This is a genomic window from Bacillus salipaludis (genome assembly GCF_030938565.1).
In the GTDB taxonomy this organism is placed as follows: Bacteria; Bacillota; Bacilli; order Bacillales; family Cytobacillaceae; genus Neobacillus; species Neobacillus salipaludis_A.
This window is the reverse complement of the sequence record NZ_JAVGVR010000002.1, coordinates 459,585-477,182: the sequence shown is the minus strand read 5'-3', so window position 1 is coordinate 477,182 and position 17,598 is coordinate 459,585. Positions and strand designations below refer to the sequence as shown.

Sequence of the window (17,598 nt, the reverse complement as noted above, 5' to 3'; positions counted from 1 at the left end):
AAGAGTAGTTACTGCAAACGCCATTCTTGCCAATGCTCTCTTTTAAACCTTTCACCTTGTTCCAGTCAATTTGAATACCTGCTGCAACCACTAAATAGTCATAACTCAATTTGTTGCCAGATGATGTTACGATTGATTGTTCATTTGGAAAAAAATCTTCAACCTCTTCTTTAATCCAAACAATACCATCTGGAATTAAAGTGGACTGTTCTCTTTCTGTTACCTTTTTATCAACAACCCCGCCACCAACCAGTGTCCATAGCGGCTGGAAATAATGTTTTTCAGCAGGGTCAATAATGGCAATTTTTCCATAAAGGCCCCGTGATTCTTTTAATACATGTGCTGCCACTGTAATACCAGCACTTCCGCCGCCTACAATGATCACTTTGTAGTCTGTTAAATCATTCATATAAGCCCTCCTCTAGTCACCTAAGTTTACGCAGATTCAAGATCTATTTTTTAAAATTCCTGCGCCTCCCTCTTTTCGGTTTAATATTATGCAAGTAATGTGCCAAAATGAAATCATTGGTAATTCAGGCTTCCTACTTCTGAATTAGATGAGAATTTTTCATTTCCCCTATGAATATAGTGGAAATCCACCTATCCATACTGTTTTTCGATTCCCAAATTTAACAATATTTTCTTAATTATTCAAAAGAAGATTGCAAATGAGATTTGCAATCTTAAGCCTTTCCTATGAACAAAGTTTATTTAGAAATTGTAATGTCCGTTCATGCCCTGTATGTTCAAAAATTTGTTGAGGTGTTCCTTCTTCAACGATCACACCTTTATCAATGAATACGACTTTATCCGCTGCTTCACGCGCAAAGTTCATTTCATGTGTCACGACAACCATGGTCATTCCTTCTTTAGCAAGCTCTTTCATGACCTTTAAGACCTCTCCTACTAACTCAGGATCTAATGCGGAAGTAGGTTCATCAAAAAGGAGGACTTCAGGCTCCATTGCCATCGCCCGTGCGATTCCTACCCGTTGTTGCTGTCCACCGGATAGCTGGGATGGATAATGGTTCGCCCGTTCCGATAATCCTACCTTTTCGAGCAATTGAAGAGCCTTCATACGAGAGGCTTCCTTATCTTGTTTACGAACGTAAACTAGACCTTCCATAACATTTTCAAGCGCGGTCATATGAGGGAACAAATTGTAACCTTGGAAAACCATACCTGTTTGTTGACGGAACTTAATCACTCGATCTTTTGGAACTTGTTTTTTCTCCTGAAAATCCAAAGAAAACTTTCCAAGCGTAATGGTCCCTTTTGTAGGCGCTTCCAATAAATTCAGACAACGTAACAAGGTTGTTTTCCCTGAACCCGATGGCCCAATAATACAGACTGTATTGCCTTCCTCAATTTTAAGATCGATTCCCTTTAAAACTTCTGTTTGTCCAAATTGCTTATGCAGGTTCTTTATCTCAATCACGCGGATATCCCCCTATCAAATTAACCCGTCACATAACGATCAAACCGTTTTTCCATCCGTCCTTGAGCGTTAGAAAGAACTGTACTGAAAATCAAATAAATAAATCCTGCTAGACAATAGAGTACCAATGGTTCATAGGTTGTTGCGGTAATTTGCTGGGCCACTCTAAACATTTCCGTCACCGTAATGGTAGCGGCCAACGATGTATCCTTAACCAAACTAATAAAACTGTTTGCCAAAGGTGGAACAGACACCCTTGTTGCCTGTGGGAGAATAATTCTTTTTAATGCCTGCGGATAGCTCATCCCAATAGAATATGCTGCCTCCCATTGACCTTTGGGAATAGAAAGAATAGCTGCTCGAATAATCTCTGAGTTATAGGCGCCCACATTAATTGTAAAACCGATTATTGCGGATGGCAGCGGACCAATGGTAACCCCAATACTTGGAAGGCCATAAAAAATAATAAACAGCTGAACAAGCAGCGGTGTTCCCCTAATCACCCATACATAAAATCGTGCAGCAGCATCCAGAGGTTTAATTCCCGAGATTCGAGCCAGTGCAGTAAGCAGAGCAAGAATCAGTCCCAGAAAAAAAGAGAAGAGTGTCAACGGCACGGTAAAAGCAATCCCTGCTTTTAACATTGGTAAAAATGAGTTGACAACGATGTCAATAATTCGGTCCATTCTTTCATGATCCAACATTCGAACACTCCTTATTTGGAAACATCGGTTTCAAAGTATTTTTTTGAGATACTTAAATACGTCCCATCTTTCTTCATATCGGTGAGTGCTTTATTTATAGCATCGACCAATTCTTTATTCCCTTTTCTCATCATGATTCCCATTTTTGCTGGATCATCAAGTTCTGCTACAAATTTAATCGGTGCATCAGGTTTTTGCTTTTTGAAATCTAGGTAGGATAGTCCGTCATTTACAACCGCATCCGCACGTTTTGAAAGTAATAAATCAATGGATTGATTAAAACCCTCTACTCCAACAATCTCAGCGCCATAAGATGCTGCTATATCTTTATAGTTACTAGTTAATGTCTGAGCTGATTTTTTTCCTTTCAAATCTTCAAATGATTTAATCGTATTATTGTCCTTGTGAACAATTAAGAAAGGTTTTGACAGAATATACGGCACTGAAAAATCGTATTTTTTCTGGCGGTCAGGAGTAATTCCTACATTATTGGCAATAATATCGAACCGCTTTGAATCGAGTCCTGCGAACATACCATCCCATTGGGTTTCAATGAATTCTGGTTTTACACCAAGTCTTTTTGCTACTTCTTCAGCAATTTCGATATCAAAACCAGTCAATTTTCCCGATGCATCATGATAACTAAACGGTGCATATGTTCCTTCTGTACCGATTTTAATCGTACCATCTGCTTTAATTTTTTCTAGTAGGGACTTACTCTCAGCCGCCTTATCAGGTTTGGCTGATGTTTGTTTTTGAGAATTTCCACATGCCGTTAATATAAGTGCTGCGATCAGCGAAAAAGCAATGAAGATTATACTCTTTTTCATAAAAAGTTACCCCCTATATTTTTTAAAAAAAGCCTGTTTTCGTAAACTTTGTTGCTTTCACAATAGTGGTTGATTTCCTCTCCAGGATGCTCGCTTTCAGCGGGGCTGCAGTGAGCCTCCTCGTCGCTTTGCTCCTGCGGGGTCTCACCTTGTCCCGCAGCTCCCGCAGGACATTGAATAGCTTCCTCGAATTCACCCACGCACGAAGAAAATGCGATAGCATTTTCGAGGAGTCTGGCACCTTCCGCTCCAATCAACTCTATTAATCGAAGGTTTGTCTTACCCAAACCTATTTCAAAAACAACAATCTTTTAGAAAAAAGCCTAAAAAAATGAATGAATTGCAGATTGTTCATTAAACCTTTCTGTATTATTATAATATTCGGAAAATTCAATCCGCTACAATATCTATCCTCTTCAAATTGACTCCACCTCCTTCTATTCAATTACTTTTAATGCAAGAGTTGTACCAAAATTAAATCCTTTTTAATTCAACATTCCTGGTTCCAAATAAAATGTGAAATTATCAATTCCGCGATGATTATAGTGAAAAGCTACCATTTACTACTGTTCTTCTATTCCCAAATTTGAAAAATATTTTTTAATTATTTAAAAATATCCTTGCTTAGAGTCTAAAGAAGATGGCCAATAAATATAGAGCGATTGCTCAATATTTATTGGCCCTAGGCAAGGATTTTCTATGCTAGTTTCCCACTTGCCTCAACAATTTGATTAAGAAACTGTTCAACCTCTTCCTGACTTTTTCCAAGTTTACTTACAAAGCGGTTAAGTTCCTTCCCTTCTTGAAAAACAATAAAGCTTGGAATTCCGTACACATCCAACTTCTCTAATACCTCTGGGAAATGTTCACGATTTACTGCAATCATATCTAATTTCTCTTTATACGCTTCTTCTAAAATGGGCAAAAATAAGTCGGTATGCTGACAGTCAGGGCAATATTCGGCATAGAATTTGGCCATAACTGGTTTTGTTGATAAAATTGCCTCTTCAAACTCTTGTTTCGTTTTAATCTCTTTCATTTTTAAATCCTCCCTATATTTGGTTTTCCATGATAGATTGATTGTTTTCACTACATAATTCACTTGCATCAAGGTATTTTTCGCAATCCAGTGCAGCCATACAACCACTTCCCGCAGCCGTAATGGCTTGACGGTATTTATGATCTTGAACATCCCCGCAGGCAAAGACACCTGGAATATTCGTTTCGGTTGTACCAGGATTCACCATGATATATCCCATATCATCTGTTTGGATTTGATTGTCTAAAAATGCTGTGTTCGGTTTATGGCCGATGGTAATGAAAATACCATCCGTTTCCAAAACTTCCTCTTTTCCTGTTTCGCTGTTTTTTACTTTCAAGCCAGTAACGTGTCGATCCCCTGCAATCACTTCTTCAGGAATGGAATTTAAGCTCCACTTAATTTTGGGATTCCTTCTGGCACGGTCTTGCATAATTTGGGAAGCTCGAAGCTCCTTTCTGCGGTGGACAACCCGAACCTCCGAAGCAAACTTCGTTAAAAAGTTTGCCTCTTCCATAGCAGAATCTCCGCCACCGACAACGATAATTTTCTTTCCTCTAAAGAAAAATCCATCGCATGTTGCACAGGTGCTTACCCCACGCCCAATATTTTCTCTTTCCCCTGGGATCTCTAAAAGTTTCGCAGAAGCTCCCGTTGAAATGATTAATGATTGCGTTTTAAGCTCCCCTATTCCTTCCACTGTTAGAGTAAAAGGGTTATTCGAAAAATCGACCTTTTTAACCCATCCTCTTTCAAACTTTGCTCCAAAAAACTCAGCTTGGTTTCGCATGTTCTGCATTAGCTCTCGTCCCATAATCCCTTCAGGAAAACCAGGAAAATTCTCAACATCTGTTGTCATTGTCAATTGCCCCCCTGGTTCTGGCCCTTCAATGACCAAAGGACTTAGGTTAGCACGGGCTAAATAGATTGCTGCGGTTAACCCAGCAGGTCCAGTCCCTAGAATAATAACTTTATACATCTCTTCCCTCCTTATCTATTAGTCATGAATATATATTGCAATAATCGTGCCAATCTTTAATTCCTTGTAAAATCACTATTTTTCAAGTCTCTTATAGATTAATCATTCTTATTTCCTATCATGTTTGAAAAAAGTTTTTTTAAAACTAAGAAAATACGTACTATCTAATATTTCAAACGGTAGATTAAAAGCCAAGAAGGTTTTAATGAAAAGGCGATTCCTATAATGTCTTCAGGAATCGCCTACATAAAAACCTATTAACTTAGATCGCTTTAGTTACTGTTTCAACATCCTCGAGCTTCTCAGGCTTTAACTTCTTTATTGCAAATCCAGTGGCACCGTAGAGTAAATCGAATAATGGGACAAAGAAAGCTAAAAAGACATATGGGAAATAAGCATATGGCGATACACCCAGCATCTGCGAACAATAGATAGCGTTGGAATTCCATGGAATAACCGGTGCACCCATCGTTCCAACATCCTCGATATTACGCGATAGATTTTCTGGCGCCAAATGATTATTTTTAAAGACATTTCTCATAAGTGAACCCGCTACAATCGCAGTTAATAACATCGATGAGCCAATCATATTTGTGATTAAGGCAATTAACATAGTCACTAAAGTTATTTTAAAAGTAGAACCGTGTGTTCGTTTAACTAAAGGCTCTACTAAAGCACTGAGAATGCCTGATTGTTCTAACATGCCGGTTACACACATGGCTAAAAGGACAACAAGGAATGAGCTCATTAAACTGTAGAGCCCGCCTCTGCTTAGGATGGGGTCAACTAACGTACTGCCGCTTTTAAACACAAATCCATTGGTCATGATATCAAACACTTTTGTTAAATTATACCCCTGAGTAAAAACAGCGACAGCCATGCCGCTAAACACTCCCATTAATAGCGAGATAATAGATGGAATGCCCTTTATAAGCATCACTAGTACAACCAGAAGAGGAATCAATGAAATCCAGGATAAATGGAAATGCTTTGATATTACACCAGTGATTTGTTGAATCTCCTGCATATTCGCTCCACTTTTTCCATACTTTAAGCCTAAAATGATAAAGATAATTGCTGTTAGAATATACGCCGGGACAGTTGACCATAACATATGTTTTACGTGTGACATTACTTTAGAGCCGGCAACGGTAGCTGCTAAAATGGTACTATCAGACAATGGTGACAACTTATCTCCAAAGAAGGAACCACAAATAATGGCACCTGCTGTCATTGCTTGGGGAACTCCAAGTGCATTACCAACTGTCATTAAGGCCAAACCCGCTGTACCCAAAGTCCCCCATGAAGTTCCGGTTGCAAGAGATGTTGCTGATGTTAGGAGCAAAGCCGTGATTAAAAAGTATTGCGGTGAAATTAATTCTAAGCCCCAATACATAACATAAGGGATTGTACCAGAAGCCATCCAGGTAGCAATCATGACGCCGACTACTAAAATAATCGTATTCGGCTCAAATGATTGCTTTCCCATCTCCCAAGCCATATTTTGAACCTCATTATATTTGTATCCCAGTTTCATGACAAGTAAGGCCACGACAATCCATAACAACAAGAACATTAATTCCAGAGATGCACCAAAAACAACAGTTCCTGTAAGCAGCAGGCCGAAAAAGATTAAGACAGAAACCACTGCATATTTAAATGACACCGGAAATTTATAAGATTTATCATCCCACGAAACAGTTGCATTTCCCTGCTTTTCAGGTTTGTTCCCCATACGCAAAACCTCACAATTCAATTAGTTTTTTTTAAAACCATATTTATCATAGTTTAGCTTAATCTGTTTCAATGCGCGCTCTAGTAAAGCCCTTGTGCAAGCAATATTTACTCTTACAAAGTTACCACTATCTTTTCCGTATGAACTCCCATCATTGACTCTAACCCCTGCGTCTGTAAAAAATTCATCCAATTCCGTACCGGTGAGGCCCAGCCCCTCACAGTCAATCCATAACAAATAGGAACAATCAGGATACTGAACTTTTAACTTTGGTAAATGTTTATGGATATAGTTAATCGAAAAATCAATGTTGCTTCGTAAATAAGCATTTAATTCATCCACATAATAATCGCATTTATTATAAGCCGTAATTAAAGCCTCAACTCCTAAATAGTTATAATCAAAGTGGTATTTTGTGTAAATATCATCAAATGCTTTTTTCATTTTTTTATTTTTTATAATCACATATGCACTGAAGAAAGAGGCTAAATTAAAGGTTTTACTTGGAGAGTTCATTACCACCACATTTTGATCTTCTTCCTCACAAATCTCTAAAAAGGAGTGAAAAGGCAGCTCTTTGTGAATCATGTCGCTATGAATTTCATCACTTATAATCAACACGTTATTCTCACGGCATAAATCATACATTTTCTTCATTTCCTCTATTGCCCATACTCGCCCGATTGGATTAGCTGGATTACATACAAGGAGTATTTTCACATCGGGCATCTTTAGCTTGTCTTCTAAATCTTCAAAATCAATCTGATAACTTCCGTTGTAGTAATTTAATGGATTGTCGATTGCAACTCTATTAAAATTCTCTATTACCCTTTTAAAGGTTGCATAGACAGGAGGCTGTATCACTACTTTGTCTCCCGGATTGGTATAGGCATCTAAAAACATCCATAACGCCCCTGTCATTAATCCAGGCGCATAACTAATATCATCTGCCCTAATATCAATTTTATGATGGCGGCCATACCACCCTTTAATCGCATCATTAAATCGATCATGCGGAAAATATCCATAACCAAATACGCCAAAATCCACCTTTTTCCTTACAGCATTTAATACTTCACGCGGTGCCTTGTAATCGGTATCGGCAATGCCCAGTGGAATCAATGTGCCGCCTTTTCCTTCATTATCCCATTTATCGGAATCAGAACCAATTCGATCTATCGTTTCATCAAAGTTGTGAATCATACTTACCTCCTCATTTTTCTAAAAATCACTGCGAATGCGTTTTCATTTTTGCGATGACCATTAACATGATCACATAAGCTTTTAAAAAATCTGCCGGACACATTTTAAATAGCTCCATACAACATATTAATCTTCTCGTCCGTCCAGCCAAAAATCCCGCCGGTATGAATAAACAATATGTTTTGGCTTCCCTGAAGTTTTCCATTTTTAAGTTCGTTGTACAAACCATACATCGCCTTCCCGGTATATACCGGGTCAAGGATAATTCCTTCTTCTTGTGCGAATTTCTCTATGAATCTCAGTTCATCCAATTGGCTCTTACCGTAACCTAAACCGATATAGCGATCAATAATGTTAATTTCCTCAGCCGAAAAACGGAGATGATGGTCTCTATATTGATCCATATCTTCTAAAATGTGTAATAGATCATGAACGGCTTGTTCCCTCTGATTTAAGACACTCATGCCAATAATGGTTTTATTTTGATTGCTTTCTTTATTTCCGTATAACAAACCGGCATAGGTACCGCCCGACCCATTCGTAACCACAATCGTGTCAAACACGATTCCTAATTCCTGTTCTTGATGGAGTATTTCATTGAAGGCTTCTACATACCCTAGAGCACCAATGCCGTTTGAGCCTCCCATCGGAATGACATAGGGGGTGTGTCCAGAATTAGTCAAATCTTTCGTCAATTTCGCAATCATTGGCGTTAAATCCTGATACTCATCCTCAGATGCCACCTTAATGGTTGCACCAACTAATTTAGTAAGAAATAGATTCCCTTCCGTTCTATTTACTTCACTTTCTTTTAAAATCAACAAGGACTTCATCTGATATTTAGCCGCCAACACCGCAGTCGCCCTCGCGTGGTTCGATTGGATCCCCCCACAGGTAATTAAATAATCACATTTTCTGTTTTTTGCATCGGCTAATAAATATTCCAGCTTTCTTATTTTGTTTCCCGACGATCCCATTCCCGTCTGGTCATCGCGCTTGATAAAAACTGATTTGTTTAAGTGTTTATTAAAAAAGTCCACTTTTTCAACCTTTGTGGGTACATTGGCGATCTCTATTTTCTCCATACAGCATTTTCCATTCCTTAAAGTATTTTTTTCTGTAAGACATCGGCTGTTTTTACATGATCCAAGGCTTTAAATAAATCATTTAGAAGATCATTTTTATCTTCAATGCCGCAGCTCAGTCGAACTAGCCCGTCTGTTACCCCTAATTCAAGCCTCTCTTTTTCAGGAATTACGGCATGGGACATCGTGAAAGGATAAGATAAGATCGATTCAACACCGCCTAAGCTAACGGCCACTATAGGAATGCTTACATGGGCAAAAAAGTCCTTCACATTTTCATAGCTTCCTAAATCAAATGTTAAAACAGCTCCACCGCTGCCTGCTTGGGAAAAATGAATCTCCCGTCCATTGTGATATTCAAGACCCGGATAATAGACAGCCTTCACCTTGCTATGTTTTTGAAGCTCACCCGCGATAAATGCCGCATTTTCTACTTCCTTTTCCATACGGATTTTCATGGTCTTGATTCCCCTTAAAATTAACCAACAATCATATGGGGGAAGCATATTGCCAAGCATTTTTTGCGTTTTGAATAACGTCTCCGCAATCTCTTGATTATTGGTCACAACCAATCCCGCGGTTACATCACTATGACCATTGATAAATTTTGTCGCACTATGGATGACGATATCCACTCCCAATTTAATCGGGTTTTGGAAAATGGGTGTCATAAACGTATTGTCGATGATGGTCAGCAAGTTGTATTTCTTCGCTAAATTAACAACACCTCTAATATCGGTAACCGTTAATAAGGGATTAGAGGGTGTCTCAATATAAATTCCTTTTGTATTTTGCTTGATTGCCTTCTTCCAGGCGTAAAGATCCGTCTCATCCACGAAAGTGTATTCGATTCCGTATCTCGGAAACATCTCTGTTACGAGCTGATAGGCTCCCCCGTAGATATCTTTGCAAAGGATTACGTGATCCCCTTGTGAGAAATTTAGCAGTACCGCAGAAATTGCCGCCATACCGGAAGCAAAGGCATAGCCATATTTAGCAAACTCCAAACAGGAAACCGTTTCCTCCAAAGCTTTCCTTGTTGGGTTGCCAAAACGCGTGTAGATAAACTCTTGCGATTCCGAAAATTGAGCTTGATGAAAGGTAGATGCTTGATAGATCGGTACGGATGAGCTTCCAGTATGCTGATCAATCAACGGACCACCGTGAATTAATTTTGTATCCAGTTCCATTTTTTCACTCCTTTTGATTCATTATTATGCAAGAGTTGTGCCAAAATAAAATCCTTGTTAAATCAACATTTCTGCTTGCAAAAAAGAGAGGAAATTATCATTTCCGCGATGGTTATAGCGAAACATGACCATTCAGTAGTGTTCATCTATTCCCAAATTCGAAAAATATTTTATTAATTATTCAAAAATCTCTTTCCTTAAAGTAAAAAGATTGCAAATGAAATTGCAATCTCTGGATAACGTTATAAAACTTTTAGATTATATCGTTCTAACTTACGATAAAGTGTCGATAAACTAATTTTCAATTCATCGGCTACTTTTTCTTTGTCATTTCGACCTTGACCACTCATGAAGAAACTTTGAATAATCGATTTTTCATATTCGGCAACCATCTCATCTAAACTTAACCCTCCGGTCTGAATTGGTGCCTGAACCTGGTACAAATATTCCGGAAGATCATGAAAATGGATCACATCCGATTCCGCCATATTCACCATATACTCCACAACATTTTCTAACTGCCGAATATTCCCTGGCCAATCATATTGGATTAGCCATTTTTCTAATTGTGGTTCCAACATCATGTATGGACGATTTAAGCTTGAATAATACTTACAAATGAAGTATTGGAGAAAGAAGGGAATGTCATCCCTCCTCTCCTTCAATGACATTGTATTTAGCGGGATCACATTGATTCGATAATATAAATCCTCACGGAAGGTACCATTTTGAACCATTTCTTCTAAATTGCGATGGGTTGCTGTTATCACACGAACATTTATAGGGCGTAATTTGTTCCCTCCCACTCTTTCAATCTGTCTTTCCTGTAATACCCTAAGAAGTTTAGGCTGCAGGGAAAGAGGGAGATCTCCAATTTCATCAAGAAAGAGGGTTCCATGATCCGCCAGCTCAAACTTCCCTGCTTTTCCTTCCCGGTTTGCCCCTGTAAAAGCCCCGCCCGAATAGCCAAATAATTCACTTTCTAGTAAATTCTCAGGAATAGCAGCACAATTTACCGCAATAAAGGGGTGGTCTTTCCGATTCCCTTCATAATGGATCGCCTTTGCCAATACCTCTTTTCCCGTTCCTGTTGCACCTCTAATTAAAACGTTTGCCGTGCAATTTACGATCCGCTTGGCTTTACGGATCATCTGTTTCATATCCTCATTTTCGCTGATGAAGCTATCAAAGGTAATGACTTTATTAGCATTTAATGTCTCTTCGTATAAATTGCATTGTGATGCGAATCTTTCATTCTGCGAGATTAACTGGGATTCTACTAGAAGACTTAGATGTTGGAGAAATTCCTTGAGCGATTCAGCATTTTCAATCATCTTTTCCTTTTGTTCCATTGAAAAGCCTATGAGTCCTATGGCTCCTAATGTCTCACTTCCCTTGACAATCGGAAAACCAATGGTTGCTGTCTCTTTGCATTCCTTAAAAAATTTACAGCTCATACAATGGGATTCATTTTTAATAACATCATAGGTCATATCGGGTCTGCCGGTCTTCATTACAGCACGCAACAAGGAGCCATCAGGTGCAGGTTTGCCAATTTGATGTTGATAGCTTCCTGTACCGCTAACCCGATATCCGTTTCGGTCAAGGATGGTGATATCAAAACCAAGTACCGCTGTTAGGTTTTCCGAAAATAGTTGAATGAATTCCCGATTTTGAGTGATACCTCTCACGTTTTCTACCTCCCGTATGCTCCAGTGCTTTTAAATTTTTCCACGTACTATTTCTATATGCAATTTTCAAGCCAACAATAAATTTCCGAAAAACTATGTAAAAAAAAGCAAAACATCATTGTTTTGCCAATTTTCTATTTTTCTATTATACTAAATTTCTCAATTATGAAAATACATTCTCTCAAGGTTGATAAAATTTCAGATATTTACCTACCAAAGACCTTACTGAGGAGCAATTCCTTTTGCCGTACTGTTATTCTAATGCTGTTTCAAGATCGTTCCATATATCCTCTACATCCTCAATTCCAACTGAAAAACGAACGAGTCCATCATCGAGACCTGCTTTTTCTCTTTCTTCTTTTGGGATGATGGCATGTGTCATCGAAGCTGGATGTTGAATTAATGTACCTACATCACCTAGGGAAACGGCTAAAGTACTCAGTTTTACTGAATTCATAAGTTTCACACCTGTTTCGTATCCCCCCTTCAAGACAAAAGAAATCATTGCTCCAGGACCCTTCATTTGTTTCTCCATGATGTGTTTATCTTCAAAACTCGCAAGTCCTGGAAAATAAACCTTTTCTATAGCCCTATGTTTTTCCAAGCGTTCTGCCAAAATTTGAGCATTTTCTTGTGAGCGGTCCATTCGAACATGCAAGGTACGTATCCCCTGACAGAGAAGCCAGGCTTCCATAGGGGCCAAATTTGCTCCCATCGTCTTCTGCACTTCTTTTCTCATCGGATCAATAATTTCCCTGCTGGATATCACGAGTCCGCCAATAAGATATCCATGACCAGACAAATATTTTGTTGCACTATGGACGACAATGTCAATGCCGTAAGAAATAGGATTTTGTATATATGGAGACAAAAACGTATTATCAACAACCGTCAAGATCCCCTTCTGCTTAGCAATCGCCGCTACACTCTTCATATCCACTAAGGAAAGCGTAGGATTAGATGGGGTTTCAAAGTAGATCACTTTCGTTCTATCTGTTAGGTGTGGTTCAAGCTCTTCCCCTGTCTTAAATGGGACAAATGTTACATCAATTCCAAATTTCTTTACCGTTTTGGCTAGAAATGCGTGCGTCGCCCCATACAACGCTGTGTGTGCAACAACGTGATCCCCTGCTTGCAAAACACCCAAAAGGCAGCCAGTTATGGCAGCCATTCCAGATGAGAAAGCCAAACATCCTTCACCAAATTCCAATGCTGCTACCCTCTCCTCCAGTTCTCTTACATTTGGATTTCCCAGGCGTGAATACATAAATCCTGAATCCTCTCCCGCGAAGCGTTGTGCTCCTACCTCTGCATTATCAAAAACAAATGTGGAAGTCATATAAACAGGGGAGATGTGTGAGCCATGCCCTGGATCTTTATTTACTTTTACTAGTTTTGATGAATAGTTCATGAGTATTTCCGCCTCCTAATTTTTGTAATCTGAAAAACTGCTGTTTTTTACTTCCAATTTACGAACAAGGTTTATTTAAAAATTGTAATGTACGTTCATGCCCCCAGTGATTTCCCATCGGTAAAGTGATCAAACTTTTAGATTGTATCGTTCTAACTTACGATAAAGAGTCGATAAACTAATTTTCAATTCTTCCGCCACTCTTTCTTTATCTTTTCGATCAGGACCACTCAGGAAGAAACTTTGGATAATGGATTTTTCATATTCGGCCACCATCTCATCCAAACTTAGCCCGCCAGTAAGAACAGGTGCCTGAATTTGATACAAATAATCCGGAAGATCATGAAAGCCAATTACATCCGATTCTGCCATATTCACCATATACTCCACAGCATTTTCTAACTGCCGAATATTCCCAGGCCAATCATATTGGATGAGCCATTGTTCCACCTGCGGATCCATCGTCATATATGGACGATGTAAGATCGAACAATACTTACAAATAAAGTACTGTAGGAAGAAGGGAATATCATCCCTTCTCTCCTTCAATAACTTTGTATGCAAGGGGATTACATTGATTCGATAATATAAATCCTCGCGGAAGGTACCGTTTTGAACCATTTCTTCTAAATTGCGATGTGTTGCAGTTATCACACGAACATTTACGGGCAGTGATTTGTTCCCACCTACTCTTTCAATCTCTCTTTCCTGTAATACCCGAAGAAGTTTGGGCTGCAGGGAAAGAGGAAGATCTCCTATTTCATCAAGGAAGATAGTTCCATTATTCGCCAGCTCAAACTTCCCAGCTTTTCCCTCCCGGTTTGCCCCGGTAAAAGCCCCGCCCGCATAGCCAAATAATTCACTTTCTAGTAAACTCTCTGGTATAGCGGCACAATTAACCGCAACAAAGGGGTGGTTTTTCCGATTCCCTTCATAATGAATGGCCTTTGCCAATATCTCTTTCCCCGTTCCCGTTGCGCCTCTAACTAAAACATTTGCCGTGCTACTCACGATACGCTTGGCTTTACGGATCACATCTTTCATATCCTCATTTTTGCTGATGAACCCGTCAAAGGTAATGACTTTATTCGATTTTAATGTTTCTTCATATAAATGGCATTGTCCTTGGAATCTTTCATTTTGCGAGATTAACTGGGATTCTACTACAAGACTTAGATGTTGGAGAAATTCCTTGAGTGAATCAGCATTTTCAATCATCTTCTCTTTTTGTTCTGTTGAAAATCCCATGAGCCCGATGACTCCTAATGTTTCACTTCCCTTGACGATTGGATAACCAATGGTTGCTGTCTCCTTACATTCCTTAAAAAATTTACAGCTCATACAGTGAGATTCGTTTTTAATGACATCATAAGTCATATCGGGTCTGCCCGTCTTCATTACAGCACGTAACAAGGAGCCATCAGGTGCGGGTTTGCCAATTTGATGTTGATAACTTCCTGTTCCACTAACCCGATTACCATTTCGATCAAGTATGGTGATATCAAAACCAAGTACCGCTGTAAGGTTTTCTGAAAAGATTTGAATAAATTCATGATTTTGAGTGATACCCCTCACGTTTTCTCCCTCCTACGAACTAACATACTTTTATCTATCTCTATGCAATTTTCAAGCCGAATTTAAATTTTCAAAAAACTATATGCAAAAAAAAGCAAAACCCCATTGTTTTGCCGATTTTTTTGTTTTTCCGATATACACTTTATATAAATGATTATACTAAGTGTCTCAATAATGAGAATATTTTTCCGAAAGTTGATAAAGTTTTTAGATATTTGAGTAACAATAACCTCACTGAAAAAGCGAAGTATTGGCACATATACACCGTGCTCCACCCGCTGTTTTAACGCTTCGATGACACTGGGGAGACTGAAAATCCATATCGACCACCCACATCGGCAGGACATCCTCTACTCCAAATTGATTTTTACGATTGTCCCATTTTTCGCAATCCGTACCCAGGCCGCAGATTTCTTAATCAAAATTATATTTCATGGAGTATCTCTCCTTCTAAAATTTTGCTAAATTCTTCTTCCTTGATTCATAGTCCACCGAATGATAGATAATTTCTAAAATGTTATAGCTTTAAAGAACATGGATTCAATTCTTTACAAGACTGATAGATTAGTTCAAAAAGGCAGTCAAGATAGTTTAATTCAACACAGGAAAAGGCAATCCGAAGATCCGTTTTGGCAAGGGAGACGGTCCCCACTCCATACTGATTAAGCAAGTGAACCCTTAGTGCTTCAGCATCAGAATTATTGATTTTAAGAGATACGAAATATCCTGAGTTGAAGGGATAGGGTTCGAATTCATCCGCATATTTCCCGTCTGCTAAGATCTCTTTGACTCGTTTGGCCCTGTCTTCCATTACTTTATTTCTCTCGTTGCGCTGCATTTCGAATTCTGGATTTAATAAGGCATCCAAAATGATTGTTTGGGAAAGGTGCGGACTGCATGAGATCGTACTTCGAATCGAACCCATTGCCTTTTTCTCCAACGCATCTAAAACCAGAGGATCATGGGTTCCAAATGTAAGAAACCCCACACGAAAACCCCAGGCATACTCTTCTTTTGTTGCTCCATCCACTTTAATCGGTAGGACACGCGGATGTAATCCTACTAAACGAGCAAATATAGATTCCTTGATTGAATCTTCATAATATAATCCGAAATAAGCATCATCCATAACGGCAACAATGTTAATTCCATAATCTGCTGCCTCCCTGATGGCTTCAAGAATTTCTTCCGCCTCTTTTTCCGTAGGAGTATACCCGGTAGGATTATGCGGAAAATTAAGCACAAGAATCGCTTTTCCATTCTTGCAGGATAATAGAGCCTCCAGCAACCCTTCTACATTAAATTCGTTTGCTTTCGTAAATAAAGGATAAGTCACAGTCTCGCTGCCATGGCGGACGTTGAAGAGAATCTGATAATTATCCCAATACTTATCCGGCAAGATAATCGAATCGCCTTTATCCACAAACAGATCGGATACAATACTCAAGCCATGGGTCAGCCCGCTCGTCACAATTGGGATGCCATAATCCTTCCCTTCAAGGGAAGGATTATCCTTTAGAAGCTTTTTTCTCCAAACCTCACGCAGCTCTGGTTTTCCTGCAGGTGGTGCATAGGGATACAAATCTTTTGGATCGTATCCGGAGAGATTTTTATGAATCACATCTAAATAAATGGGTTGTCCACCTTTAGTAGCCATCCCGATAGTTGCATTGAAAATGTCCGCTTTCCCCCTTGCTTCTCCTGCTTGGCTGACAATCCCTTTTGGGAAATACAAGGATTTTCCTAACAATGAAAACATCTCATATACTGGTTTATTCCGTTCTTCAATGACATGATTTAATTCTAACGCCAATGGGTTTAACATTTTATTCCCCTCTTTATCTAGTTTGATTTTCAAATTCTATTTAAATGGATTTCATCAGACTCCAGCCCCCTCCAGCAGTTGCCTCCTAGTGGGTGTAAATCCCTTATACATGAATAGTAATTTGCAATATTCATGCCAATTTTTAATTTTCTGTTAAAACCCTATTATTGTACTTTTTTATAACTGGAATCAGCCTGACTTTCTTTCACATTTGAGAAAAACGTTTTCAATCTTAGGAAAAAATATACCGGCTTTATCTTCAATTTTCTAATAGGATAAAATAATTTAAATTTACCAGTTAACCTTTTTAGGAACTGCCCTCTATACGGGCTGCTTCTTTCTGCCCTTTATTCCTAAATATCTAATTTTCATCACCTTGTTAAGTAATAAATCTAATTCTTGACTATATTTAATGGTTCTTGGATCAGACAGCCCATACATTGTTCCTGACTTCTCCATTTCGATTTTTAGATAATTGTATTTCTCTACATATTTCATAAGTTCCATTATTTTTTCCTCCTAGATGCAATAAAGAGATTTTTATCCTTCTCTGCTACTGTAAAGTTTTAAGATGCAATTTCCATGCCAATCTTTAATTTTTTGTATAATGACTGGTTTTCAAGCGATGCATTCATTTAATCTATCCCATTTCCTTTCATATTTTAGAAAAATGTTTTCTTAATTAAGAAAACTTAAACTTTTAATCGTTGAGTAGAGAGGAACTTGTATACAATGGATGGAGTTACAAGGGCAACGGTACTTACTAAAGTAAAATACAACTAGAAAAAATTTCTTGAGAGGGCGTATTTAGCGTAGCGTTGCCCGAATCCTTTACAGGCTAAAGCTACTTACAACCATAACGCAAACCACACCTGCGTTTTTGGTCCAGGACC

15 protein-coding genes are annotated in these 17,598 nt (G+C 38.7%); all 15 read right to left on the bottom strand.

The genetic code is table 11. From position 1 onward, the window contains the following. The coding region (locus RCG21_RS33420; protein WP_308914698.1) for an NAD(P)/FAD-dependent oxidoreductase at positions 1-409 on the bottom strand (409 nt) is incomplete at its 3' end. Between the two features lie 285 nt (positions 410-694). Then, positions 695-1,438: an amino acid ABC transporter ATP-binding protein gene (locus RCG21_RS33415; protein ID WP_308914327.1), complete on the bottom strand. Its 744-nt coding sequence runs from the start codon at positions 1,436-1,438 to the stop codon at positions 695-697. A gap of 20 nt (positions 1,439-1,458) precedes the next feature. Further along, on the bottom strand, positions 1,459-2,142 hold the full coding sequence (locus tag RCG21_RS33410; protein ID WP_308914326.1) for an amino acid ABC transporter permease: 684 nt from the start codon (positions 2,140-2,142) through the stop codon (positions 1,459-1,461). Positions 2,143-2,153: 11 nt separating this feature from the next. Then, positions 2,154-2,972: an amino acid ABC transporter substrate-binding protein gene (locus RCG21_RS33405; protein WP_308914325.1), complete on the bottom strand. Its 819-nt coding sequence runs from the start codon at positions 2,970-2,972 to the stop codon at positions 2,154-2,156. Positions 2,973-3,669: 697 nt separating this feature from the next. Continuing rightward, positions 3,670-4,011 (bottom strand): thioredoxin family protein, encoded by a 342-nt coding sequence (locus tag RCG21_RS33400; RefSeq protein ID WP_308914324.1) that lies wholly within the window; start codon positions 4,009-4,011, stop codon positions 3,670-3,672. A 13-nt stretch (positions 4,012-4,024) separates the two neighbouring features. Next, positions 4,025-4,990, bottom strand: coding sequence for a thioredoxin-disulfide reductase (gene trxB, locus RCG21_RS33395; protein ID WP_308914323.1), 966 nt, complete (start codon positions 4,988-4,990; stop codon positions 4,025-4,027). 262 nt (positions 4,991-5,252) lie between these two features. Beyond that, positions 5,253-6,725 (bottom strand): Na+/H+ antiporter NhaC, encoded by a 1,473-nt coding sequence (nhaC, locus tag RCG21_RS33390; RefSeq protein ID WP_308914322.1) that lies wholly within the window; start codon positions 6,723-6,725, stop codon positions 5,253-5,255. A 21-nt stretch (positions 6,726-6,746) separates the two neighbouring features. Then, on the bottom strand, positions 6,747-7,928 hold the full coding sequence (locus RCG21_RS33385; RefSeq protein WP_308914697.1) for a MalY/PatB family protein: 1,182 nt from the start codon (positions 7,926-7,928) through the stop codon (positions 6,747-6,749). Between the two features lie 104 nt (positions 7,929-8,032). After that, complete coding sequence (locus RCG21_RS33380; RefSeq protein WP_308914696.1) at positions 8,033-9,013, bottom strand: 1-aminocyclopropane-1-carboxylate deaminase/D-cysteine desulfhydrase; 981 nt, start codon at positions 9,011-9,013, stop codon at positions 8,033-8,035. 17 nt (positions 9,014-9,030) lie between these two features. After that, positions 9,031-10,203: a trans-sulfuration enzyme family protein gene (locus RCG21_RS33375; protein ID WP_308914695.1), complete on the bottom strand. Its 1,173-nt coding sequence runs from the start codon at positions 10,201-10,203 to the stop codon at positions 9,031-9,033. Between the two features lie 242 nt (positions 10,204-10,445). Continuing rightward, on the bottom strand, positions 10,446-11,894 hold the full coding sequence (locus RCG21_RS33370) for a sigma-54 interaction domain-containing protein (RefSeq protein ID WP_308914694.1): 1,449 nt from the start codon (positions 11,892-11,894) through the stop codon (positions 10,446-10,448). Between the two features lie 253 nt (positions 11,895-12,147). Continuing rightward, positions 12,148-13,305, bottom strand: coding sequence for a trans-sulfuration enzyme family protein (locus tag RCG21_RS33365; protein WP_308914693.1), 1,158 nt, complete (start codon positions 13,303-13,305; stop codon positions 12,148-12,150). A gap of 129 nt (positions 13,306-13,434) precedes the next feature. Next, a complete protein-coding gene (locus tag RCG21_RS33360; RefSeq protein WP_308914692.1) occupies positions 13,435-14,880 on the bottom strand; it encodes a sigma-54 interaction domain-containing protein in 1,446 nt (481 codons plus the stop codon). A 517-nt stretch (positions 14,881-15,397) separates the two neighbouring features. Continuing rightward, positions 15,398-16,705: an aminotransferase class I/II-fold pyridoxal phosphate-dependent enzyme gene (locus tag RCG21_RS33355; protein ID WP_308914691.1), complete on the bottom strand. Its 1,308-nt coding sequence runs from the start codon at positions 16,703-16,705 to the stop codon at positions 15,398-15,400. Positions 16,706-17,026: 321 nt separating this feature from the next. Next, positions 17,027-17,212: an aspartyl-phosphate phosphatase Spo0E family protein gene (locus RCG21_RS33350; protein WP_308914690.1), complete on the bottom strand. Its 186-nt coding sequence runs from the start codon at positions 17,210-17,212 to the stop codon at positions 17,027-17,029. Positions 17,213-17,598 lie beyond the last annotated feature (386 nt).

Coding starts and splice junctions, on each gene's coding strand:
- RCG21_RS33410 (WP_308914326.1), bottom strand. CDS start 2,142: ATGTTGGATCATGAAAGAATGGACCGAATTATTGACATCGTTGTCAAC.
- RCG21_RS33405 (WP_308914325.1), bottom strand. CDS start 2,972: ATGAAAAAGAGTATAATCTTCATTGCTTTTTCGCTGATCGCAGCACTT.
- RCG21_RS33400 (WP_308914324.1), bottom strand. CDS start 4,011: ATGAAAGAGATTAAAACGAAACAAGAGTTTGAAGAGGCAATTTTATCA.
- trxB (WP_308914323.1), bottom strand. CDS start 4,990: ATGTATAAAGTTATTATTCTAGGGACTGGACCTGCTGGGTTAACCGCA.
- nhaC (WP_308914322.1), bottom strand. CDS start 6,725: ATGGGGAACAAACCTGAAAAGCAGGGAAATGCAACTGTTTCGTGGGAT.
- RCG21_RS33385 (WP_308914697.1), bottom strand. CDS start 7,928: ATGATTCACAACTTTGATGAAACGATAGATCGAATTGGTTCTGATTCC.
- RCG21_RS33380 (WP_308914696.1), bottom strand. CDS start 9,013: ATGGAGAAAATAGAGATCGCCAATGTACCCACAAAGGTTGAAAAAGTG.
- RCG21_RS33375 (WP_308914695.1), bottom strand. CDS start 10,203: ATGGAACTGGATACAAAATTAATTCACGGTGGTCCGTTGATTGATCAG.
- RCG21_RS33365 (WP_308914693.1), bottom strand. CDS start 13,305: ATGAACTATTCATCAAAACTAGTAAAAGTAAATAAAGATCCAGGGCAT.
- RCG21_RS33355 (WP_308914691.1), bottom strand. CDS start 16,705: ATGTTAAACCCATTGGCGTTAGAATTAAATCATGTCATTGAAGAACGG.
- RCG21_RS33350 (WP_308914690.1), bottom strand. CDS start 17,212: ATGGAACTTATGAAATATGTAGAGAAATACAATTATCTAAAAATCGAA.